The following is a 21,255-nucleotide window of genomic DNA, read 5'->3' as shown; positions in this document are numbered from 1 at the left end:
ACCTCGCCCACGGCGCGTCGCCGACGCGAGGGTGGATATGGCAAACCGTTCGACCACGGATGGCACGGTTTTATGGAAGACCCGACATGACCGATCTCTTTTCGAAGTTCGATGCCCTGATCGCCGAACGGCAGGCCCTACTGGATACCGGCGTGCGCGATCCGTTCGCGATCGTCATGGACGAAGTGAAATCGCCCACCTTGGCGATCATCCAGGGTAAACCGACCATCCTGCTCGGCACCTATAATTATATGGGCATGACCTTCGATCCCGATGTCGTGGCGGCGGGCAAGAAGGCTTTGGACGAATTTGGTGCGGGCACCACGGGCAGCCGCGTGCTCAACGGCACCTATCAGGGCCATAAGGAATGCGAAGACGCCCTGAAGGAATTTTACGGCACCGAACATGCCATGGTCTTTTCGACCGGCTATCAGGCCAATCTGGGCATGATCTCCACGATCGCCGGCAAGGGCGATTACATCATCCTCGATGCCGACAGCCATGCGTCGATCTATGACGGCTGCGGCCTCGGCAATGCCGAAGTCGTACGGTTCCGCCACAATTCGGTGGAAGATCTGGACAAACGGCTCGGCCGCCTGCCCGTCGATGCGCTCAAACTGGTGGTGCTCGAAGGCGTCTATTCGATGTTGGGCGATATCGCGCCGCTGCCCGAAATGGTCGCCGCCGTCCGCAAGCATCCCAACTGCATGATCCTTGTCGATGAAGCGCATGGCATGGGCTTCTTCGGCGCCAATGGCCGTGGCGTTTACGAAGAACTGGGCGTCGAAAAGGATATCGACTTCGTCGTCGGCACCTTCTCCAAGTCGGTTGGCACGGTCGGTGGGTTCTGCGTGTCGAACCATCCCAAGTTCGAAGTGCTGCGTCTCGTCTGCCGGCCCTATGTGTTCACCGCATCGCTGCCGCCAAGCGTGGTCGCCACCGCCGCCGCCTCGATCCGCAAGCTCATGCACGCTGGTGAAAAGCGCGCGCATCTGTGGAAAAACTCCAAACGGCTCCACGCGGGCCTGCGCGAAATGGGTTTCACCCTGGGCACCGAAACCGCCCAGTCGGCGATCATCGCGGTGATGCTGCCCGATCAGCAAACCACCGTGCGGATGTGGCAGGCGCTGCTGGAACTGGGCGTCTACGTCAACATGGCGCGCCCCCCGGCAACCCCCGCCGGCACCTTCCTGCTGCGCTGTTCGCTGTGTGCCGAACATTCGGACGAACAGGTTGGCGACATTCTCGAACGTTTCCGCGCTGCGGGGCTGGCCACCGGCTGCATCAGCTGACGATCGAAATTACCTTGCGTTACAGCGCGGCGGGGTAGATTCTGTACCGCATGGGGAATGACGGCATCGACGCCGCCGATGACGGGGCAGCCCGCGAAGCCTGGCGGCGGGGCCTGGCCAGCGTTACCGCGCTGGTCGCGGCCGCGTCGCTTATCGCCCTCGTCTTTCTGGTGGCGTCGTCCAATCGCGAACGCGATGCGGCACTGCTGCGCGAACGGCACAGCTATGAAATCGTGATCGCCAGCCGCGCGCTCGATGCGTCGCTGGCGCGATCCGAAGCCGCGCTCGGGCGGTTTGTCGTCAGTTCGGACAAGGCGACAGGCGCGCTCTATTATGACGAATGGCGCCGCGCCGGCCGCTTGCTCAAACGCCTGCGCGAAATGACGCACGACGACCCGGAACAACGCGAACTTGGCGCTGAACTGGCGCAATTATATGCCGCGCGTGGCCGCGAACTGGCGGCCCCGGCATCGCAATCCAATTATCGGCGCGGGTGGGAAGCGGTCACCCTCTTTTACCAGGCGGGCCAGGCTGCCAGCCTCACCCGGATCAACGAGATCCTGACCCAAATTTCCAACAAGGAACGCGCCGTCCTTCGCGAACGCTCGCGGCTCGCGGCCCAATCGGCCGAACGCTCTAACTATCTGGCGGCGCTGCTGTCGGGCCTTGGCGGGGTATTGGCGGTTGCGGCGGTGGTGCTTGGCTGGGCCACCGTCAGCGCGTTCGCCGCCCGGCGGCTCGCACGGCGCGATGCCATGGCGGAAGCCGAACGCGCCGAAACACTGGAATATGCGGTTGCCGAACGCACCCGCGAACTGCGCGAAGCCAACGAATCGCTACGCCGCGAAGGGATCGAACGCGCAGCCGCGGAAGCCCAGTTGCGACAGGTCCAGAAGATGGAAGCGGTCGGCCAGCTCACGGGCGGGATCGCACATGATTTCAATAATATGCTGGCGGTTGTGGTTGGCGGCCTTGATCTGGCGCGCCGTCGCCTGACGCACGAGGCACATGAAGTCGGCCGGCATATCGACAATGCCATGGAAGGCGCCAACCGCGCCGCGGCCCTCACCCGGCGGCTGCTGGCCTTTGCCCGCGCCGAACCATTGCTGCCCGAAGGGCTGGATCCCGCCCGCCTGATCGCCGGCATGTCCGACCTGCTGGATCGTTCCCTTGGCGAACGAATCCGCATCCGTGTTCGCGCGGCCGAACAGGGCTGGCACGTATGGTGCGATCCCAGCCAGCTTGAAAACGCGATCCTCAATCTGGCCGTCAACGGCCGCGACGCGATGGATGGCGAAGGCGATCTGGCGATCGAGACCGCCAACGTCACCCTGCGCAATGGCGAAGTCGGCGAGGCGGGTGCTGGCGATTATGTGCGCATCACGGTGACGGACAGCGGCACCGGCATGACCCGCGAGGTGCAGGATCGCGCGTTCGAACCCTTCTTCACCACCAAGCCAGTGGGCAAGGGGACGGGCCTCGGCCTCAGCCAGATTTTCGGCTTTGCGCGGCAATCGGACGGCGAGATCGCGATCCGATCCGCCCCCGGCGAAGGGACCACCGTGTCGCTTTACCTGCCCCGCTTCCGCGCCGCAGCACCGGCCGACGCTGCCGCCACGCAAGCGCCGGCTGCAATGTCCACGCCCGATGAGGCCAGGGGCGCGACGATCCTCGTCGTCGAGGATGATGCCCGCGTTCGCGCGGCAACCGTCGGTGCGCTGGCCGAAATCGGCTTTACCCCCCTGCCCTGCGGCAGCGGTGATGAGGCTTTGGCCCTGCTGGAAACGCACCCGGCCATCCGCCTCGTCATATCCGATGTCGTCATGCCGGGGATGACGGGGCCTGAACTGGCCGACGAAATCGGCCGGCTTTATCCCGAACTCGGCGTGCTGTTCGTCACGGGCTTTGTCGGCGAGGCCGGCGATGCGGGCCGGATGAGCGGGCGCGAGGTGCTGCGCAAACCGTTTACCATCAGCGCGCTGGAAACCGCGGTTGTCGCGGCGCTGCACCGCCATCCCCCGGCCGAACGCGCCGCCTGAAACGGCTCGCTAGGCGCCTTCGCCCAGGCTGATGCTGCCGTCTTTCGCCTGGCAGCGCCGGCGACTGATCGTGCGATCGCCATCTTCCCCGCCCCGCGCGAGGATCACCGTATTGCGGCAGGATGGCCCGTCAGCCGCCTCCGCCGGGCCAACCACCACGAAACCCGAAAGCGTCCCATCGCTCCAGGCCTCGGCATCACCCGATGCAAAGGCGCGGGCCATGGCATCGCGCACGGCCGGCCGCGCATCGAGCGGCTGGCTGGACATGGCGCGCGGCGCATCGTCCGTCTTGTCGGCGGTCTGGCCCGGCGGGGGGAAAACCAGCGGCACCGGCGCGCGGACCGGCACGGGCGGGGCTGCCGCGACCGGCGCGATCGCTGCGCCATTGGGCGAAGGTGGCGGCGTCGCTGGCATGGGCACGACCACGACATTCGTCGTCGGGGCTGCCGGCCGCGTCCATGCGGCCCACAAAGCCGCGCTGGCCGCAATCACCGCCACGCCGGCGGCGATCACCCCCACGCGCGATCGATGCGCCGCGGCACCCGGCAATTCGCGGCGCGCGACGAATCGCCACTGACGGGCATCGCCAATCTGCTGTTCGCGTCGCACCACCACCGATGCCCTGGCGGACCCGTCCGCCCGCAATTCGACATCCCAGCGCTCTTCCACCGATGAAAAACTGAAATCGGCAGGCGCGCGGGGATCGTCCGTCCCGCGCGTCACGGTTGCGATCGTCCGGTGGGCACGGCGCACCGGCGCGGGCGCGAGGACATCAGCCTGCGCGCTGCGATCGATGATCTCCAAATCGGTGTTCCGGCCGCGCTGCATCGCTCCCCCGCATCAGCGAAGGTCCGATCATAGCATCAGCCGGACGGGAATCGCAAAATGGTGAATCAGATCAGTGAATCGTGCCGATCGCATGATCGGTCGAAAGCAGCAGGATGATCCGTTCCACCTGTCGCCAGCGGCAGAAATGGGTGATATTGCCAACATCGCGGCTATGTTCCGCCCGGGCCGCGGCTTCCAGCCCGGCATCATCGCCAAACGCACGCATCAGCGCCTCCGCATTGTCGAAGGTGGCACGGTCGGCAATGTAGAACTGGGCGTGAATCGGCGTTTCCCCTTGCTGCTCCCCACCAATCAAGGGCCATGCCAGATGCCCCGGGCCGGACATCGCCACGGCATCCCGCCACACACGATGTTCAACGCCCTGTTCACCAAGTCCTGCATCGGGACCAATGTCCCATATCAGGACAGGCTGGTGTCCCGCCCCGTGCGATGGCAAAGGGCGCGCATGTCGCAATCACCTTCCCCCCGCGCGCCGCGCGCCACCGGTTCGATCCTCGCGCTGACCATCATCGCCGGCACCGCGATCGGCGCGGTCTATGGCGAACCATCGGCAGGGCTGCTGGCCGGCGTCGCGATCGGCGTCGTCATTTCGCTCGCTTTCTGGTGGAACGACCGTCGCCCCTGATCAGCGGAAGCGGCGCCCGCCCCATATCACCCGGCCGACGATGTGGATTCGCGCCGGATCGCAATCCGGCAGCGATGGATAAGACGGATTGTCGCTGGCGATGGTGATGCGCCGGTCGATCGGGTTGCGCTGCAACCGTTTGACCAGCAGGGCATCGTCCATCCTGAGCACATAGATGCCGTCGCGCAGCCGATCTGCCCCATCTCCGCCATCGACCAGAATGTCGTCGCCATCTTCCAGCGTCGGACTCATTGAATCGCCTTCGACGCGGATCAGCGACAATGTCGCGGGGCCGCCCGCCGTCAGCCCGCGCAGCCAGCCCGGATCGAAGGCGAATCGGCCGCGGGTCGCTTCCTCCGTGGCCAGCGCCCCCGGCCCGGCCGAAGCCCGCACCGATAGCCGGGGCACGGCCACATAATCCACATCGCGCCGCGCGGTGGCGCCGATGGGCACGATCCGCGCCTTTATCGCGGGCGGCGGCCCACCCAGCATCGCTTCGTCAACGCCAAAATAACGCGCCAGGGTCGTGCGATCCGCTTCATCGAGTTTGCGCGGCACACCGCGCTTGATGAACTGCTGGATATAGGCCGGGTTGCGGCCGATCAGCCGCGATAGCGACGCATAATCCTCCCCTCGCTCCCGGATGAGCGTTTCCAGCACGCCGCGCGGATCGGTTTCGGACATGGCGCATCCTACCGATAGGAATTTTCCTAGACAAGTAGGATTTACCCTATGAGAACATAATAAGAACATCATGCCCCACCTGAGTCGGGCGGGAAAGGAGAAAAGTCATGCACTTGCTGTCCGCGATCGAACGCCATCTGCGTCACAACGGCGTTCCGCCAACCCGTTTCGGGCGCGAGGTGGTGAATGATCCCCGCTTTGTACTCGATCTGCGCAATGGCCGGGAACCGCGTGCATGCACACAGGCCCGCGTGCTCGCTTACCTTGCCGAAGCCAATTCGAGCCGCGGCGCATGAAGGTCGATCCCGGCCAGAAACTCGATCGGGCCTTGCCCGGTTTGCTTGTTCCATTCGGCATCGCCACGATCGCCAGCCATGAAATGACCGGGTGGGCCAGCGCTACCTTCGCCGGCTTGCGTCATCGCATCCGCCTTATGCTGCAAGGCGATGCGACAATCCCCGACATGGCGGCCCTGGCCGCGCTGCTGGCGGACGCGGACGTGCCAATTCCCGGCCACCTCGTTGCCGATATCGCGCTGGTCGATCACTGCCATTGCGGCCCGCGCATCATGCTGGAAATCGAGGCGTTGACGCTGGTCGACAGCTGATTGCCGGCCTCAGCCGCGCTGACCCGCCATGCGATGCAACCCGGCGAGCACGGCACGCAGTTCCGCGTCATCGGCGCGCTCGGGCAATTCCTGCGACGCCGCCACCGGATGCGGCGGCGTCATCCGCACCGCCAGCCGATCCATCAACACGGTGATCGGTGCCGCCGGCGCCGCCATCGGCTTGCCGGGATACGCAACGACGCTTTCCAGCAGCAATTCTGCGTCCACCTGCTCGGCAACGACGGCGGGCAACGAAGCATGCGCCGTCACCGGCGGCCTATAATCGGCTATCGCATCGATCGTCAGCGGGCGCACCGTGCGGCCTTCCGGCGCCGGGATCGGTTCGTGGCGATAGGGTGACGGGGCCGTCAGCCAATCTTCCTGATCGTCACCTTCGTCCCGCAATGCGCCACTCTCCGCCGCACGCGCATCGATCAGGCGGAAAATCATCCAGGTCAGCGCGCCCACCAGCACACCGGGCACCAGCGTCGCGGCGATGGCTCCGCCCAGTCCTACTTGCACCGCCCAGCAGAAAAACGCGGTCGCCCCGCCCAGCATCAGCCCGGCGATCGGCCCCACGGGCCATGTGTCGATCCGCGCCGCAGCGCGCGTCGCCCAGCTTGATCCGTTCACCGCATTCCGCCTGATGATTCCTGGAAAAGGCGATCCTGAACGGGAAAGCTTAACGCGCCGTTTCCTTGTCGCATGGGAACCCGCGGCTATGATCGCGCGTAACGTTCTGCTTATGGCCGTTCTCCCGGAATCAACCGGGGGGGGCCAACTATGATTGCAGGGTTGAAGCAGCGCCAGCGATCGAAATATCTGTTTCGCGCCAGGCCGGTTCGAACGCCCGGTCCGTCGGCCCCGATTTCCTCTGCCAGAATTTCAATTGAAAGTGCCGGATGACGAACAGCAGCAGTGAAACCACCCCGTCGCCAGCGGCCAAGGCACCTTCTGTCGATCAGATCGAGCAATTCTGGCACGACAGCCTCGCCTGGATTTCGAACCACAGCCTGCAGATCATGATTGGCGCGGCCATGGCTGCACTGGTCGTCGTCCTGCTGCTAAGCCTCAAATCGTTCGGGCGGCGTTTGACCAGCGATCGCGCCAATCGTGCGCACTGGTCGTTCATCGTCGGCCATGCGCTCGGCCGCACACGAATCTGGTTCATGATCGCGATCGCCGCCGAACTCGTTGCGACCTATGCGAACGCGCCGGGTTTCGTGGCGCGGATCACCCAGATTGCCTTCACCGTCGCCGTCATTCTTCAGGCCGCCGTGTGGGCACGGGTGCTGATTCTGGGCACGATCGAACATCGAGCCGCAGGGCTGGAGGAACAAGGCGGATTGAGCAGCGCGATGGGAATCATCCGCCTGCTCGTCACCATCGCGGTTTTCGCGATCGCGCTGATCGTCATTCTCGATAATCTTGGCGTCAACGTGACCGGTCTGGTCGCGGGACTGGGGATCGGCGGTATCGCCATCGGCCTTGCCGCACAGGGCATCTTTTCCGATCTGTTCGCAGCCCTTTCGATCCTGTTCGACAAGCCGTTCCAGCGGGGTGACGGCATCAAGTTCGACCAGACAACCGGCTCGGTGGAAGCGATCGGCCTCAAATCCACGCGGATTCGTTCGGCCACCGGCGAAGAAGTGGTCATTTCCAACGCCAACCTGCTCAACAAGGAATTGCGCAACTATAACCGGCTTGAACATCGGCGGATGGTCCACCGTTTCGGCGTCACCTACCAGACCAGCCCGGACGTGCTGGCGCGCATCCCCGATATCGTCCGCGCCTGTGTCGAGGCGGAGCCGAAATGCGTGCTGGTGCGCTGCGTCATGGCGGCTTTTGCCGCCTCCAGCCTGGACTTCGATTTCCTGTTCGATGTTCATGCGCACGACGTCGAAGACGCGCTTGCCGCCAACCACCGCGTGCTGATCGGCGTGGTGCAGGCCTTCAACCGCGAAGGCATCGAGTTCGCTTATCCGACGCAGACCAGCTTCACCGCCGCGCCGGACGGCACATTCGTCCTGCCTTATGCCGACAAGCCGGATGCGGACGGCCAGGACTGATCCGGCGCGACGGACGCTTTCTCCAGATCACTTGACGTTAACGTCAACGTAGCTCACACATCCTGTCGAAAAACAGGATGTGGGAGATGATATGGTTGCCGTCAGCATTGCCGAATATCAGGCGAAACAGGGCCAGGTGATCGGAACATCCGATTGGATTCTGGTCGATCAGGCGATGATCGATCGTTTCGCTGATGCCACGGGTGATCATCAGTTCATCCATGTGAACCCCGAACTGGCGAAGATGACGCCCTTTGGCGGCACCATCGCCCACGGCTTCCTCACCCTCTCCCTGCTCCCGGTGATGCGCGAAAAGAGCGATATCCCGCAGGTCGAAGGGATCAGGATGGGCGTCAACTACGGCGGCAACAAGGTGCGTTTCCTCGCGCCCGTCCCGTCGGGGTCGCGCGTGCGCGGTCATTTCAAACTGCTCGAATTCGCCGAAAAAGGCCCCGGCCGCTTCCAGGAAACCTGCGAACTTACGGTCGAAATCGAAGGGCAGGACAAACCCGCCCTCGTCGCCGAATGGATCGCCCAGGTCTTCCTGTAATGCCACTGCCGGTCCCGCCGGCAGTCGCGGGACACGGCGCATCCCGGAGAATCCGCCATGCGTGACGCAGTTATCGTCTCCACCGCCCGCACGCCGATCGGGCGGGCCTATCGGGGCGCGTTCAATGCCACGCCGTCTCCCACGCTTGCGGCCCACGCCATCCGCGCTGCGGTCGAACGCGCCAGGATCGATCCGGCGGAGGTGGACGATGTTGTGATCGGCGCCGCGCTGCAACAGGGCGTCCAGGCCACGATCGGCCGCACCGCGGCTCTGCGCGCCGGCCTGCCCGTCACGGTCGCGGGTGTTTCGGTCGATCGCCAATGCGCATCCGGACTCGAAGCGATCGCGATGGCGGCGCGCAAGGTGATCGTCGACGGTGAGGATGTGGTCGTCGCCGGCGGGGTCGAATCCATCTCGATGGTGCAGACCAGGGATATTCGCCTCGGCTTCGATCCCGAACTGATCGCGATGCATGACGACGTGTACATGCCGATGCTCCAGACGGCCGAAATCGTCGCCAACCGCTATGGCGTCAGCCGCGCCGCGCAGGACGAATATTCGTTCCAATCGCAACAGCGCACCGCCGCAGCGCAGGCGGCCGGCCGGTTCGATGCGGAAATCATTCCCGTTACCGCGACGATGGCCGTCACCGACAAGGCAACCGGCGAAACATCGATGCAGGCCATCACCCTCGCCAAAGATGAAGGCAACCGGCCTGAAACGACGCTGGATGGCTTGAACGCGCTCCAGCCCGTGATCGGCCCCGGTGGGTTCATCACCGCCGGCAATGCCAGCCAGCTTTCGGATGGCGCCTCGGCCTGCGTGGTGATGGAGCGCGCGCTTGCCGAAGCCCGCGGTCTGGCCCCGCTCGGCCGCTTCGTCGGCATGGCGGTGGCCGGAACCAAGCCTGATGAAATGGGGATTGGCCCGGTGTTCGCCGTCCCCAGGCTGCTCGCCCGTTTCGGCCTGAACATGGGCGATATCGGGCTGTGGGAACTGAACGAGGCGTTTGCGGTGCAGGTGCTTTACTGCCGGGACACGCTGGGCATTCCCAATGACCTGCTAAACGTCAATGGCGGCGCAATTTCGATCGGACATCCTTATGGCATGTCGGGCGCCCGCATGGTCGGCCATGCGCTGATCGAAGGCAAACGCCGCGGCGCGCGCCATGTCGTCGTCACGATGTGCGTCGGCGGCGGCATGGGTGCCGCCGGGCTGTTCGAAGTGCTGTAGGCGGGCGCAATTTCAGGTCCGGCGGCGGAACGAACAGGCCCGCCGCCGGTTCATCCTCCAGTCTCTCATGGAGGAAAACGCCATGCCTACCGACGCCGAAATCGAGGCCCGGTTCTGGAAGGAGCTGCGGTCCAGCCCATTATTGATGATCGGCCTGGTGGGCGCAACCGACGCGCACGCCCAGCCGATGGCCGCATTCTTCGATGGCGATCATGGCCCGATCTGGTTCTTCACCTCGCGCGAGAACAAGCTCGTCGAAAAGCTGACCCAATCGCATCACGCGATCGCCAACTACATTGCCAAGGGCCATGATCTGTTCGCGAGCATCCACGGGCACCTCAACATCGAAAACGACCCGGCGGTGATCGATCACTTCTGGAGCAAGGAGGAAGCCGCCTGGTATGCAGGTGGACGCGATGATCCCCATCTTTGCTTGCTGCGCTTCGATACCGAACGCGCCGAAATCTGGTTGGGCGGATCCGCCTTCGGCACCGCAATCAGGCGGCTGATCGGCAGCGATCTGAAAGCCGCGCAGGCTGCCCGCACCGCCAAGGTCGCGCTTTGACGTTCAACCCCACAAGCCTTCCGCCGGCGGCGCCATGGTGCCGCCGGTAAAGGTAAAACCGGGTATCCGATCTTCGGCCAGCAGCAGCGGGCCATCCAGATCCACCCAATGCGCCCCCTGCGCCGCAAGGAACGCCGGGGCGATGCCGAGCGAGGTGGACAGCATGCAGCCGACCATGATGTCCAGCCCGGCCGCGCGCGCTGCCGATGCCAGCGCCAGCGCCTCGGTCAACCCGCCGGCCTTGTCGAGCTTGATGTTGATCGCGGCATACCGGCCGACACACCGATCGAGATCGGCCCGGTCCTGACAGCTTTCATCGGCGCACAGCGGAATCGGCGAATGGACGCCATCCAGCAACGCATCCCGCCCGGCTTTTACCGGCTGTTCGATCAACTCGACACCAAAGGGCAGCAGCGCGGCCGCCTCGGCCGCCACATCGCGCCCAGTCCACGCTTCGTTCGCATCAACGATCAGGCGGGCATCCGGCGCACCCCGGCGAACCGCAGCGACACGGGCGATATCGCCCTCCCCCGCCAGCTTGAGCTTGAGCAGCGGATGGCGCGCCGCAGCCGCCCGTGCATCCGCTTCCATCCGGTCCGGATCACCCAGCGAAATGGTGAACGCCGTCAGGAGTGGAACTGGCGCCCTGAGACCGGCCAACGTCCAGGCAGGCAGCCCCGCGCGGCGCGATTCCAGATCCCACAGCGCGGCATCCACGGCATTGCGCGCAGCACCGCGCGACATCAGCGTCGCGATCGCGGCACGATCGGCGCCGGCCGCGATCGCCCCCGCCATCGCAACGACGGCCGCCGCCACGCTCTCGGCGCTTTCGCCATGATAATAGATCGCCGTCGCCTCGCCACGGCCCACCAGCCCATCCGCCACGATTTCCGCAACCACCACGTCGACATGCGTCTTCGCGCCACGGGCGATGGTGAAGGCGCCCGCAACCGGCCAGCGTTCGATCCGCGCGGTCAGGCGCGGTGTGGCGTCGTCCGTCATGCGATCAGGCGATCGTCGATGGTTCGTCGGTGCCCCGCCGGGGGATCGGCCGGGGCGTTTTAGCGGGCCACAGCCGCTTCGGCAGGATCCGCGCCGACTTGTCGAACGCGGACCTCACGTCCGGCCGGGCAAGGAATGTCGCCCACAATGCACGCAGGCGCGACCCCGATGGCGCCCAGATCGCATCGTCCGGCTGGAACTGATCCGCCAGCGAAGACGCGCCTTCGGGGGTGGCAAGCGTCGCAATCGCAAGTTTCGCCGCATCGTCGCTGCGCCCCGCGCATAACAGCGCTTCGATTGCAGCGGCTTCATTGTCGGTTGCGGCAGCGGCAAGCTGATCGGCAACCGTCCGGGCTTCGTTCACCTGGCCAAGCATCGTGAGCGCGCACACCTCGGTCCGGCGCAACCAGGCCCGTCCCCACGGGCTGATCGCGTCGCCGCTCGTCTGCTGCGTCGTACGCGCCACCGCCAGCGCCTCGGCGGGCTTGCCAGCTTCATCAAGCAGTTCCGCCAACCCGACCAGCCCTGATACTGCGGCCGATGTCGTTTTCGGGTCGAGCTTGGCAAAAGGGCGCATCCGTTCAACCGCTGCGGCGCGGTTGCCCTGCGCGGCCAGCGCCTGCGCGTGATAGCGTATGCTCGTCACGTCTTCTTCATCCATACCCGGCGCGATCGTCACTTTCTCGGCCAACTCGATGGCCTCCGGATAACGGCCGAGCAGGATGAAGGCGCGGATCGCGTCCCGCCGCGCGCGATCGTCATTCTCGCTGCGGGTGAATGCTTCGAGCCGCGACAGGGCAAAGCGATCGATCGCAGGCCCGCTTTGATCGCCCAGGCGCGCCTCGATCGCCGGCCAAAGCGGTTGGTAAAGGCGTTCCATCGCCATCGACGCCAGCAATTCGGGCATGGTGACGCGCGGCAGGATCGCTTCGGCCTCCGCCACCTGATCATCCGCCAAAAACGCCTCGATCGCGCCCTGGGCGATGCTGTCGCGCATTTCGGGGCGATCAACCGGCTGCCAGTCGGCCCGCGCCAGCGCCACGAACAGCCGCTTGCGCGCGCCAAGGTCGCGCCGCTGCGTCAAATCCTGAACGATCCCGCGCGCAATCACGCTGTTGATCGTTGCCAGCGTTTGCGGATTTTCTTCCGCCAGCACCGTCAGCCGCCGCGCGGCCTCGGGAAGGTTCCGCTCCTGCACCGCGACGATCACGCCCACCGCCCGCACCCCCGGGCTTTGCGGTTCGATCGCCACCATTTGGCGATAGATGCCGGGCACCTCGCCGTCCCGGCCAGCCGCACCAAGGCAGGGGATGCGCAACAATTGCACGGCGTTACGATCCTTGCCCTGCACCCGCCCGGTCATGGGATCGAGGATCGCGAGCGCGCCGGTGCAATCCTCCTGCTGCAGCCTGGCGACGGCCGCCTGCAACGCACCGCGAATCTCGGTTTCCGACATCGGCGCCGATGGTGTCAGTTCAGGCCGGGTTGGCCGCGCGGCATGGGCCGGCGCGGCCATGGCGAACAGCAATCCGGCCACAAGCGCGGCCGCAAGCCGCCGTTCAGCCGTGCTTGTCATGGTCGGCAATCCATTTCGTCACCACCGGGGCGATGATCTCGCGCCAGCGGCGGCCGTTGAAAATGCCATAATGGCCAACGCCTTCAGCCATATAATATTGCTTATACGGCTTGGGCAGGTTCGTCGCGATCTTCAGCGCGGCCTTGGTCTGGCCGATACCGGAAATATCGTCCCGCTCGCCTTCGACCGCGAGGATCGCGATATCCTTGATCGCCGCCGGATCGACCTTGCGGCCCCGGTGCATCATTTCGCCCTTGGGCAGGGCGTGATCCTGAAACACCACGTCGATCGTCTGGAGGTAGAATTCCGCGTCCATGTCGCAAACCGAACGATATTCGTCGTAGAACGCCTTGGTGGAATCGGCGCTTTCGTCATCGCCTTCCACCAGATGCTTGAACATCGTCCAATGGCTGATCAGGTGGTTACCAAGGTTCATCGCCATGAACCCGGTAAGTTGCAGGAAGCCCGGATACACCCGCCGTCCCGCACCCGGATAATATAGCGGCACCGTCATGATCACATTCTGTTCGAACCAGCTGTGCGGGCGCTGGGTGGCGACGGTGTTGACCTCGGTCGGCGCTTCGCGCGTGTCGATCGGTCCGCCCATCATCGTCAGCGTGGCCGGACGCGCGGGATTATTGTCCTGCGACATCAGGCAGGCCGCCGCATAGCAGGGCACCGATGGCTGGCAGACAGCCAGCATATGCGTCCCCGGCCCGATATGTTCCAGAAACTCGATCACATAGTCGACATAATCGTCGAGGCCGAAACGTCCCTCCGACATCGGCACCAGCTTCGCATCACGCCAGTCGGTGATGTAGACATCATGTTCCGGCAGCATCCGTTCGACGGTGCCGCGCAACAAGGTGGCATAATGTCCGGACATCGGCGCCACGATCAGCAGCTTCGGCCCGCCCTTCACGCCCTTGCGAACGAAATGCTTGAGTTGCCCGAACGGCTTGCGCAGCACGATCTCTTCGGACACGGCCACCGTCTTGCCGTCAACAACCGTCGATTTGAATCCGAAGCTGGGCTTGCCGCGCGGTGCGGCCGCGTGGGCGAACACGTCCAGCCCCGAAGCCATCACCGGGCCTAGCGCCGTATAAGACAGCGGGTTGGCCGGGCTTTGCATCCATTCCGCGCCCATATTGGCGAAGGTGCTCGCGCCCGCCAGCAGGCTGCGTTGCATGTCATAAGCGTTATAAAGCATCGCATTCAAAATCCCGGAGGGGCTGATTTCACCAGCTTACGCCCAAACTTCTTTAGGGTGCAACGCAACATCGACAAAGCTGTCGGACTGCATTCGCTTTGTCAGGCCCCGTTGAGTACGCGCTCAGGCCCTGCTAGGCGGGCGCGCATGGCCGATCAGCAACCGTCCGCAGCCGTCGAGCGCAAACTCGGCAACCTCGGTCTCATCTGGCGTTTCGCCGCGCGTTATCCATGGCATATCACGGCCGCCGGCATTTCGTTGCTGATGGCGGCTGGCGCCACGCTGGCGATCCCGCAGCGGCTGCAAAAGATCATCGACAAGGGCTTCATCGCCCAGGGTGGCGATGTTTCACCCTATTTCCATTATCTGCTGATGATCGTGGCCGTGCTCGCTTTGGCGACGGCGATGCGCTTTTACTTCGTATCGTGGCTCGGCGAACGGGTGGTGGCGGATGTCCGCACCGCGGTTCATCGCAACCTACTGACACTCGCGCCGCGTTTCTTCGAAGAAAACCGCCCTGCCGAAATCGCCTCGCGACTCACATCCGACACGACGATCATCGAACAGATCGTCGGCACCACCGCATCGGTGGCGCTGCGCAATCTGGTGCTGGGCATTGGCGGCATCGCCTATCTGTTCAGCCTTGCGCCCAAGCTGACCGCCATGTTGCTGATGGGCATCCCCGTGGTCATCCTGCCGATCGTGTTCCTTGGCCGGCGGCTGCGCGCGGTTTCGCGATCGAGCCAGGATCGCATCGCCGATGTTGGCGCGATGACCGCCGAAACACTGGGCGCGATGAAGATCGTCCAGGCATTCGGCCAGGAAAGCCGCGAAAGCGGTCGCTTTTCCGGGGCCGTTGAAACGGCCTTCGGCACCGCGCGCCGCCGAATCAGCCTGCGCGCCATGATGACCGCGATCGTCATCCTGCTCATCTTCGGGTCGATCACGATGGTGATGTGGCAAGGCGCGGTGGACGTCGCCTCGGGCCAGCTATCGGGCGGCACCCTGGCCGCGTTCATGCTGTCGGGCGCGATCGTCGCCGGGGCTTTCGGCGCGTTGTCCGAAGTATATGGCGATCTCCTGCGCGGCGCGGGTGCCGCTGGCCGTCTCGCCGAATTGCTGGTCGAGGTCCCCGATATCCGCCCGCCCGCCAATCCGGTGCCCTTGCCGCTGCCGCCACAGGGCAGCCTCGCGTTCGAAAACGTCACCTTCCGATATCCAACACGGCCCGAGGTAAAAGCGCTCGATGGCTTCAACCTGACGATCAAGCCCGGTGAAATGGTCGCCGTCGTCGGCCCGTCGGGTGCCGGCAAGTCGACGCTGTTCCAGCTCGCCCAGCGCTTTTACGACCCCGAAGGCGGGGTGATCCGGATCGACGGCGTGGCCCTGCCCGATGCCAATCCCGGCGACGTGCGGTCGCGTATCGCAATGGTGCCGCAGGAAACGGTGATCTTCGCGGCCTCCGCGCGCGATAATCTGCGTTACGGCCGCTGGGATGCGGACGATGCCGCGCTGTGGGCCGCGGCCGAAGCCGCCAACGCTGCCACGTTCCTGCGCGCCCTGCCGCAGGGGCTGGATACGTTCATGGGCGAAGGCGGCGCACGCCTGTCCGGCGGCCAGCGCCAGCGCCTCGCCATCGCCCGCGCGCTGCTGCGCGATGCGCCGCTGCTGCTGCTCGACGAAGCGACATCGGCGCTCGACGCCGAATCCGAACGGCTGGTGCAAACCGCACTCGACCGGCTGGTGCAGAACCGCACCACGATCGTCATCGCCCACCGCCTCGCCACCGTTCGCGCGGCCGACCGGATCATCGTGATGGATCATGGCCGCATCGTCGAACAGGGCACCCATGACGCGCTGTCCGCGAATGGCGGCCTTTATGCCCGTCTCGCCCGGCTGCAATTCGAAGGCGTCGAGTAAGGTTATGCCGATCGGCCTGATCGGGCTGGATGCCGATGACACGCTTTGGCACAGTGAGACGATCTTCCGGCTGACGCATGAACGGTTCGGCGCCTTGCTTGCCGATTTCGCCGATGCCGACACCATCGAAGCCAAGCTGGCGGAAGTAGAGCACCGCAATCTGGCGCTGTACGGCTATGGCGCCAAGGGCTTCACCCTGTCGATGCTGGAAACCGCGCTGGAGATCAGCAACCAACAGGCACCCACGCACGTCATCGCCGAAATCGTTGCCGCCGGGCGCGAGATGATGGCGCACCCGGTGGACCCGCTGCCCGGCGTGCGGGACGCGCTGGAGACGCTGGCCCAAACGGCGCGGCTGATCCTGATCACCAAGGGCGATCTGTTCCATCAGGAACAAAAGCTGGCCGCATCCGGCCTTGGTTCCTTGTTCCATGGCGTCGAAATCGTCAGCGAAAAGACCGCCGACACCTATGCCCGCGCCTTTGCCCGCCATGGCGGGCGGGCCGAGGATGCGGTGATGGCAGGCAATTCGGTGCGATCGGATATCCTGCCGGCGCTTGCCGCCGGCGCGCATGCCGCCCTGATTCCCTATCCACTCGTCTGGGCGCACGAGGCCGCGGAAGCCCCGGCCGACCACCCCCGTTACAAGGAACTGGCCCGTTTGAGCGACCTGCCCGGCTGGCTGGACGAGTTGCGCGGCAATACCCGCTGAGCCTTGCCAGCAACGTCCCCCGCTTCTATCCGACGAAGCATTGACGGGAACGGCAAGGGAGTGGCGGGTGCGTTTCGAAGGCACGAAGGATTATGTCGCGACCGACGACCTCAAGGTCGCCGTCAACGCCGCGGTCACGCTGCGCCGCCCGCTGCTGGTGAAGGGCGAACCAGGCACCGGCAAGACCGTGCTGGCGCATGAAATCGCCAAGGCGACGGGCGCGCCGCTGATCCAGTGGCACGTCAAATCCACCACCAAGGCGCATCAGGGCCTGTACGAATATGATGCGGTGGCCCGCCTGCGCGACGGCCAGCTTGGCGATCCCCGCGTCCACGAAATTTCGAACTATATCCGCCGGGGCAAGCTGTGGGAGGCGTTTACGTCGCCCGTCCTGCCCGTGCTGCTGATCGACGAAATCGACAAGGCCGATATCGAGTTTCCGAACGATCTGCTTCAGGAACTCGACCGGATGAGCTTCGACGTCTACGAAACCGGCGAGACGGTGGCGGCGAAAGAACGGCCGATCGTCGTCATCACGTCGAACAACGAGAAGGACCTGCCCGACGCATTCCTGCGCCGCTGCTTCTTCCACTATATCAAGTTCCCCGAACGCGAGACGATGCAGTCGATCATCGACGTCCACTTCCCCGGCATCCAGAAGATTCTCGTCAGCCGCGCGATGGATATTTTCTACGAAGTCCGTGACGTTCCCGGCCTGAAGAAGAAACCGTCGACCAGCGAACTGCTCGACTGGCTGAAGCTGCTGCTGGCCGAGGACATGCCGCTTGAGGTGCTGCAATCCAAGGACGCCCGCAAGGCGATCCCGCCGCTCCATGGCGCGCTGCTGAAGAACGAGCAGGACATCATGCTGTTCGAACGGCTGGCCTTTCTCGCCCGGCGCCAGGGCTGAACAGGCGGGCTGCCGGAGCTGTTAAGTTGAGGAAGTTGAGGATTGCCATCCTTTTCCTCCACTTCCCTTCAACTTAACAGCAAGTATTTGATATAAATCAGAGAAAGAGCCGGTCGCGGGCAGCGCGAGCGCCATCCGCAGGCATCCGGCATAGCATCGCGCATGGCCTGTAGGACAGGCGTCAGACGTTGACCTTCATCGTCAGATGCGCACTGAGATCGCCGGCAAGATCGAGCAACGAATAGTCGCGGAACGCAAACCGCCAGACGCCATCGGCCAATTCAAACCGGTCATGGTAGCGGCCGGACGCAATCAGCTGGAGCGGGAAGCCTTCGGCCGCCTGATAGACAGTATAATAAGACCGCGCGGTCGCCGTGCCCGCGGCTTCATCCACTTCGATGATCGGATTCGTCACCAGATGCTTGGTACGCGGCGTGCCGCACGGATAAATCCTGACATTCGCGCGCCACAACGCCAGAATCCCTGCTTCATCAATCGGTTCGCCACCGCCGCGAACCTTGAGCCGCGCATGGCGGAACAAGGCGGCGGTCGATTCCAGATCGCCCCCGTCAATCAGTTCGGCATATCGATAGAGAAGATTGGCAATTTCTGTGGCGCTGTCGCGCATGATTTCGGCCCTTCCGGAAATGATCCGCAGCACTCAACCATGAAGGGCAGCGCAAGGGAACCCGATCAGGACCGTCAGATCAGATAACCCAGTTCATAGCAACCCCAGCGGCGCCCCGCGAAATGGAGCGGGACGAACACGCTGCGCAACGGGCGATAGCGGCCGTCGCCCAGATCCTGGCGATAGGTGTAGAGAAACCAGTCACCATCGCGATCGAGCGCATCGCGGGTCTGGCGATCCATGAATATCTGGCGGTTGCGGGCGTTTTCCAGGTTCCATCGCCGATCACCCGGGCGCTGCACATGGCTGCGCGCGGCGATATGCGTGGGCAGATGGCCGTTGCGATCGACCAGGCAACAGCCGACGATCGCCGCGTCCCGCGCGGTCGCTACGTCCAGCAGCGGCCGGATCACCCGATCGGCAAAGGGAACGAAGCCGGTCAGGAATTGCGGCGGATCACTGTCGGCAACCGCGCGATAGGCGGTGTCGAACAGATCCGCTTCCTTCAACCCGCCTTCGTCCAGCGCCCGCCGGATCGCCGCCCCGACATGATCGGCGCCCTCGCGCGCCATATCGATGAAGCGGCGATCGGGGGTGGCGATGCCGCTATGGGCAACCTGATCGAGCATCCGGTTCGACGCGAGTTCGAGTTCATCGAGCCGTCCGCGCGTACGCGCCAGTTCGGCGGCATTTTCGGTGCCGCGCTGAATGAAGCTGCCCAGCCCTGCGTCCAGCGTATCGACATGCCGGGTGACGTGCATGCCGGCATGTTCGATCGCCGCCGATCGCTGATCGAACTGGACGACCAGCGCGGCGATCCGTTCGAGAGCGCCGGTGATTTCGCCGGTCCGGCTGCGTGCCGCGCGGCCACGTTCCGCGCCCGAGCGCATATCGCCCACCACGCGGCGCGCGCTGCCGGCGAGCCGTTCGATGCCACCGCGCACGCTGGCTGTGGCTTCACGCGCACTGCCGGCCAGGCGTTTGACCTCGCTGGCGACGGCGGCGAATCCGCTGACGGCGGTGCCGGCGCGCGCGGCTTCGATCGATGCGTTGATTGCCAGCATCCCCGTCTGCCGGGCGATCGCGTCCAATTGGCCGGAAACGGCCGCGACATGTTCGATCGCCTGGGTGAACCCTTCCAGTTCATCACCCATCCGCACGACATCGTCGATCAGGCCGCCAATTTCGCCGAGCGCATCGACGACCACGCCGTGGCTGTCGGTGATCAATCCGGTCGCGCGATACGCAACATGGCGGATTTCGGCGGCGGCGTCGTTCGCTTCGCTTTGCAACAGCAGCAGATGGGCAACATTGTGACGCAGCGTTTCCAGCCGGCCATGATCATCTTCGATCCGCTGATTGACCTGGGTGACAAAGCCGGCAACGTCGCTGCATTGCAATGCGAAGCCACCGCATTGTTCGCCAAGGCGCGCAAGATATTCGTCAGTTTCCGGCATCAACAGTGATTTATCCCCCATCGCCAGAATGCCTGATCGCTGGTGCAATGCAACAATCTATCCCGACCACCGGTAAATTCCGGGTGAAGAGCCGATCCTTTCGCTTGTCCGCCGCCGCCGCGCGCGGCATGGCTGGGGGATGTTCTTCTCCTTTCTCGACGAACTGCGCGCCGCCGGCATCCCGGCATCGATCAAGGAACATCTGGTGCTGCTGGAGGCGCTGGACCGCGACGTGATCGACCGGCGGCCCGAGGAGTTCTATTATCTCGCCCGCGCGGTCTTCGTGAAGGATGAAGGGCTGCTCGATCGCTTCGACCAGGTGTTCGCCAAGGTCTTCAAGGGGCTTGAAGCGAGCTATGGTGCAGAAACCGCAGAGTTGCCCGAAGATTGGCTGCGCAAGGTGGCCGAACTGTATCTGACTCCCGAACAGATGGACGAGATCAAGGCGCTCGGTTCGTGGGAAGAAATCATGGAGACGCTGAAGAAGCGTCTGGAGGAACAGCACGGCCGGCATCAGGGCGGCAGCAAGTGGATCGGCACCGGCGGCACATCGCCCTTCGGCAATAGCGGCTACAACCCCGAAGGCGTGCGGATCGGCGGCGAAAGCACGCACAAGCGCGCAGTGAAGGTGTGGGACAAGCGCGAGTTCAAAAATCTCGATTCCACCCGTGAACTGGGCACCCGCAACATCAAGGTGGCGCTGCGCCGCCTGCGCCGCTTCGCCCGCGAAGGGGCGGCCGACGAACTCGATATCGACGCGACGATCAACGGCACCGCGCGGCAGGGCTGGCTGGACGTGCGGATGCGGCCCGAACGGCACAATGCGGTCAAGCTGCTGCTGTTCCTCGACATTGGCGGTTCGATGGACCCGCATATCCGGCTGTGCGAGGAACTGTTTTCGGCCGCGACGTCCGAATTCAAGAATCTCGAATTCTTCTATTTCCACAACTGCCTGTACGAAGGCGTGTGGAAGGATAATCGCCGCCGTTTTGCCGAACGCATCCCGACCTGGGATATCCTGCACAAATATGGCCATGATTATAAGCTGATTTTCGTCGGCGATGCGGCGATGAGCCCGTATGAAATCAGCCATCCCGGCGGGTCGGTGGAACATTATAACGAAGAAGCCGGGCATGTGTGGATGCAGCGCATCACCAGCACCTATCCGGCCGCCGCGTGGCTCAACCCGACGCCCGAACAGCATTGGGGCTATTCGCAGTCGACCCGCATCATGCGCGAACTGATGAACGACCGCATGTACCCGCTGACCTTGGACGGGCTGGACGAAGCGATGCGCACGCTGACCCGCAAAACATGAGGACGATGG

General features: G+C 64.4%; 22 protein-coding genes. 13 read left to right on the top strand and 9 right to left on the bottom strand.

From position 1 onward, the window contains the following. Positions 1–86: 86 nt before the first annotated feature. Together spt and KC8_RS17970 are read left to right on the top strand one after the other, a co-directional pair. Positions 87–1,292, top strand: coding sequence for a serine palmitoyltransferase (spt, locus tag KC8_RS17975; RefSeq protein WP_010126728.1), 1,206 nt, complete (start codon positions 87–89; stop codon positions 1,290–1,292). A gap of 50 nt (positions 1,293–1,342) precedes the next feature. After that, positions 1,343–3,331, top strand: coding sequence for an ATP-binding protein (locus tag KC8_RS17970; RefSeq protein ID WP_010126727.1), 1,989 nt, complete (start codon positions 1,343–1,345; stop codon positions 3,329–3,331). Positions 3,332–3,340: 9 nt separating this feature from the next. Here the strand turns inward: KC8_RS17970 and KC8_RS17965 are convergent, their stop codons facing one another. Together KC8_RS17965 and KC8_RS17960 are read right to left on the bottom strand one after the other, a co-directional pair. After that, positions 3,341–4,135 carry a hypothetical protein gene (locus tag KC8_RS17965; protein WP_138956726.1) on the bottom strand — a complete coding sequence of 265 codons (795 nt, stop codon included), beginning with the start codon at positions 4,133–4,135 and terminating at the stop codon, positions 3,341–3,343. Between the two features lie 94 nt (positions 4,136–4,229). Then, positions 4,230–4,505: a hypothetical protein gene (locus KC8_RS17960; RefSeq protein WP_308733612.1), complete on the bottom strand. Its 276-nt coding sequence runs from the start codon at positions 4,503–4,505 to the stop codon at positions 4,230–4,232. A gap of 120 nt (positions 4,506–4,625) precedes the next feature. Here KC8_RS17960 and KC8_RS17955 point away from each other — a divergent pair, with 120 nt between their 5' ends. Next, entirely contained in the window at positions 4,626–4,805 is a 180-nt protein-coding gene (locus KC8_RS17955; RefSeq protein ID WP_037496676.1) for a hypothetical protein, read from the top strand. Here the strand turns inward: KC8_RS17955 and KC8_RS17950 are convergent, their stop codons facing one another. Continuing rightward, positions 4,806–5,489, bottom strand: coding sequence for a S24 family peptidase (locus KC8_RS17950; protein WP_010126722.1), 684 nt, complete (start codon positions 5,487–5,489; stop codon positions 4,806–4,808). A gap of 107 nt (positions 5,490–5,596) precedes the next feature. On the opposite strand from KC8_RS17950, the gene KC8_RS17945 reads away from it, so the two are divergent. Together KC8_RS17945 and KC8_RS17940 are read left to right on the top strand one after the other, a co-directional pair. Then, complete coding sequence (locus tag KC8_RS17945) at positions 5,597–5,785, top strand: hypothetical protein (protein WP_010126720.1); 189 nt, start codon at positions 5,597–5,599, stop codon at positions 5,783–5,785. Then, positions 5,782–6,096, top strand: a complete 315-nt coding sequence (locus tag KC8_RS17940) for a hypothetical protein (RefSeq protein WP_010126719.1) — start codon at positions 5,782–5,784, stop codon at positions 6,094–6,096. Before KC8_RS17945 ends, KC8_RS17940 begins: the two co-directional genes overlap by 4 nt. A gap of 9 nt (positions 6,097–6,105) precedes the next feature. On the opposite strand, the gene KC8_RS17935 is transcribed toward KC8_RS17940, so the two are convergent. Next, on the bottom strand, positions 6,106–6,729 hold the full coding sequence (locus KC8_RS17935) for a hypothetical protein (RefSeq protein WP_010126718.1): 624 nt from the start codon (positions 6,727–6,729) through the stop codon (positions 6,106–6,108). Between the two features lie 269 nt (positions 6,730–6,998). Between KC8_RS17935 and KC8_RS17930 the strand changes: the two genes are divergently transcribed. The 4 genes from KC8_RS17930 to KC8_RS17915 all read left to right on the top strand — a co-directional run bounded on the left by KC8_RS17930 (position 6,999) and on the right by KC8_RS17915 (position 10,513). Beyond that, positions 6,999–8,165 (top strand): mechanosensitive ion channel family protein, encoded by a 1,167-nt coding sequence (locus KC8_RS17930; RefSeq protein ID WP_010126717.1) that lies wholly within the window; start codon positions 6,999–7,001, stop codon positions 8,163–8,165. 91 nt (positions 8,166–8,256) lie between these two features. After that, positions 8,257–8,715 (top strand): MaoC family dehydratase, encoded by a 459-nt coding sequence (locus KC8_RS17925; protein WP_010126716.1) that lies wholly within the window; start codon positions 8,257–8,259, stop codon positions 8,713–8,715. 57 nt (positions 8,716–8,772) lie between these two features. Beyond that, positions 8,773–9,948, top strand: a complete 1,176-nt coding sequence (locus tag KC8_RS17920; protein WP_010126714.1) for an acetyl-CoA C-acyltransferase — start codon at positions 8,773–8,775, stop codon at positions 9,946–9,948. Positions 9,949–10,030: 82 nt separating this feature from the next. Further along, positions 10,031–10,513 carry a pyridoxamine 5'-phosphate oxidase family protein gene (locus KC8_RS17915; protein ID WP_029624694.1) on the top strand — a complete coding sequence of 161 codons (483 nt, stop codon included), beginning with the start codon at positions 10,031–10,033 and terminating at the stop codon, positions 10,511–10,513. 3 nt (positions 10,514–10,516) lie between these two features. Here KC8_RS17915 and dgcA read toward each other — a convergent pair whose 3' ends face one another. From dgcA to KC8_RS17900, 3 genes are read right to left on the bottom strand one after another with little or no spacing between them, the layout of a single operon-like run. Further along, positions 10,517–11,515, bottom strand: a complete 999-nt coding sequence (gene dgcA, locus KC8_RS17910; protein WP_010126712.1) for an N-acetyl-D-Glu racemase DgcA — start codon at positions 11,513–11,515, stop codon at positions 10,517–10,519. 4 nt (positions 11,516–11,519) lie between these two features. Further along, complete coding sequence (locus KC8_RS17905; protein ID WP_010126711.1) at positions 11,520–13,091, bottom strand: hypothetical protein; 1,572 nt, start codon at positions 13,089–13,091, stop codon at positions 11,520–11,522. Continuing rightward, positions 13,075–14,301 carry a polyhydroxyalkanoate depolymerase gene (locus KC8_RS17900; RefSeq protein ID WP_010126710.1) on the bottom strand — a complete coding sequence of 409 codons (1,227 nt, stop codon included), beginning with the start codon at positions 14,299–14,301 and terminating at the stop codon, positions 13,075–13,077. Before KC8_RS17900 ends, KC8_RS17905 begins: the two co-directional genes overlap by 17 nt. Positions 14,302–14,448: 147 nt before the next feature. Here KC8_RS17900 and KC8_RS17895 point away from each other — a divergent pair, with 147 nt between their 5' ends. From KC8_RS17895 to KC8_RS17885, 3 genes are all read left to right on the top strand, one after another. After that, positions 14,449–16,221: an ABC transporter transmembrane domain-containing protein gene (locus KC8_RS17895; protein ID WP_010126709.1), complete on the top strand. Its 1,773-nt coding sequence runs from the start codon at positions 14,449–14,451 to the stop codon at positions 16,219–16,221. A 4-nt stretch (positions 16,222–16,225) separates the two neighbouring features. Then, entirely contained in the window at positions 16,226–16,933 is a 708-nt protein-coding gene (locus KC8_RS17890) for an HAD family hydrolase (protein WP_010126708.1), read from the top strand. Positions 16,934–17,000: 67 nt separating this feature from the next. Then, positions 17,001–17,843, top strand: coding sequence for an AAA family ATPase (locus KC8_RS17885; protein WP_010126707.1), 843 nt, complete (start codon positions 17,001–17,003; stop codon positions 17,841–17,843). Between the two features lie 181 nt (positions 17,844–18,024). On the opposite strand, the gene KC8_RS17880 is transcribed toward KC8_RS17885, so the two are convergent. Together KC8_RS17880 and KC8_RS17875 are read right to left on the bottom strand one after the other, a co-directional pair. Beyond that, positions 18,025–18,471 (bottom strand): nuclear transport factor 2 family protein, encoded by a 447-nt coding sequence (locus KC8_RS17880; RefSeq protein WP_029624693.1) that lies wholly within the window; start codon positions 18,469–18,471, stop codon positions 18,025–18,027. Positions 18,472–18,545: 74 nt separating this feature from the next. Then, positions 18,546–19,976 carry a methyl-accepting chemotaxis protein gene (locus KC8_RS17875; RefSeq protein ID WP_232455567.1) on the bottom strand — a complete coding sequence of 477 codons (1,431 nt, stop codon included), beginning with the start codon at positions 19,974–19,976 and terminating at the stop codon, positions 18,546–18,548. Positions 19,977–20,067: 91 nt separating this feature from the next. On the opposite strand from KC8_RS17875, the gene KC8_RS17870 reads away from it, so the two are divergent. Beyond that, positions 20,068–21,246: a vWA domain-containing protein gene (locus KC8_RS17870; RefSeq protein ID WP_010126703.1), complete on the top strand. Its 1,179-nt coding sequence runs from the start codon at positions 20,068–20,070 to the stop codon at positions 21,244–21,246. Positions 21,247–21,255: the final 9 nt, after the last annotated feature.

Origin of the sequence: Sphingomonas sp. KC8 (genome assembly GCF_002151445.1) — a bacterium.
Lineage (GTDB): Bacteria > Pseudomonadota > Alphaproteobacteria > Sphingomonadales > Sphingomonadaceae > Sphingomonas_E.
This window is presented reverse-complemented; position numbering and strand designations above follow the sequence as displayed.

Excerpts from the sequence above, each read along its gene's own strand:
- KC8_RS17890 (WP_010126708.1), top strand. The coding sequence starts at position 16,226 with ATGCCGATCGGCCTGATCGGGCTGGATGCCGATGACACGCTTTGGCAC.
- KC8_RS17960 (WP_308733612.1), bottom strand. The coding sequence starts at position 4,505 with ATGTCCGGCCCGGGGCATCTGGCATGGCCCTTGATTGGTGGGGAGCAG.
- KC8_RS17895 (WP_010126709.1), top strand. The coding sequence starts at position 14,449 with ATGGCCGATCAGCAACCGTCCGCAGCCGTCGAGCGCAAACTCGGCAAC.
- KC8_RS17880 (WP_029624693.1), bottom strand. The coding sequence starts at position 18,471 with ATGCGCGACAGCGCCACAGAAATTGCCAATCTTCTCTATCGATATGCC.
- KC8_RS17970 (WP_010126727.1), top strand. The coding sequence starts at position 1,343 with ATGGGGAATGACGGCATCGACGCCGCCGATGACGGGGCAGCCCGCGAA.
- KC8_RS17925 (WP_010126716.1), top strand. The coding sequence starts at position 8,257 with ATGGTTGCCGTCAGCATTGCCGAATATCAGGCGAAACAGGGCCAGGTG.
- KC8_RS17945 (WP_010126720.1), top strand. The coding sequence starts at position 5,597 with ATGCACTTGCTGTCCGCGATCGAACGCCATCTGCGTCACAACGGCGTT.
- KC8_RS17930 (WP_010126717.1), top strand. The coding sequence starts at position 6,999 with ATGACGAACAGCAGCAGTGAAACCACCCCGTCGCCAGCGGCCAAGGCA.
- spt (WP_010126728.1), top strand. The coding sequence starts at position 87 with ATGACCGATCTCTTTTCGAAGTTCGATGCCCTGATCGCCGAACGGCAG.
- KC8_RS17955 (WP_037496676.1), top strand. The coding sequence starts at position 4,626 with ATGTCGCAATCACCTTCCCCCCGCGCGCCGCGCGCCACCGGTTCGATC.
- KC8_RS17900 (WP_010126710.1), bottom strand. The coding sequence starts at position 14,301 with ATGCTTTATAACGCTTATGACATGCAACGCAGCCTGCTGGCGGGCGCG.
- KC8_RS17905 (WP_010126711.1), bottom strand. The coding sequence starts at position 13,091 with ATGACAAGCACGGCTGAACGGCGGCTTGCGGCCGCGCTTGTGGCCGGA.
- KC8_RS17940 (WP_010126719.1), top strand. The coding sequence starts at position 5,782 with ATGAAGGTCGATCCCGGCCAGAAACTCGATCGGGCCTTGCCCGGTTTG.
- KC8_RS17920 (WP_010126714.1), top strand. The coding sequence starts at position 8,773 with ATGCGTGACGCAGTTATCGTCTCCACCGCCCGCACGCCGATCGGGCGG.
- KC8_RS17915 (WP_029624694.1), top strand. The coding sequence starts at position 10,031 with ATGCCTACCGACGCCGAAATCGAGGCCCGGTTCTGGAAGGAGCTGCGG.
- dgcA (WP_010126712.1), bottom strand. The coding sequence starts at position 11,515 with ATGACGGACGACGCCACACCGCGCCTGACCGCGCGGATCGAACGCTGG.
- KC8_RS17870 (WP_010126703.1), top strand. The coding sequence starts at position 20,068 with ATGTTCTTCTCCTTTCTCGACGAACTGCGCGCCGCCGGCATCCCGGCA.
- KC8_RS17950 (WP_010126722.1), bottom strand. The coding sequence starts at position 5,489 with ATGTCCGAAACCGATCCGCGCGGCGTGCTGGAAACGCTCATCCGGGAG.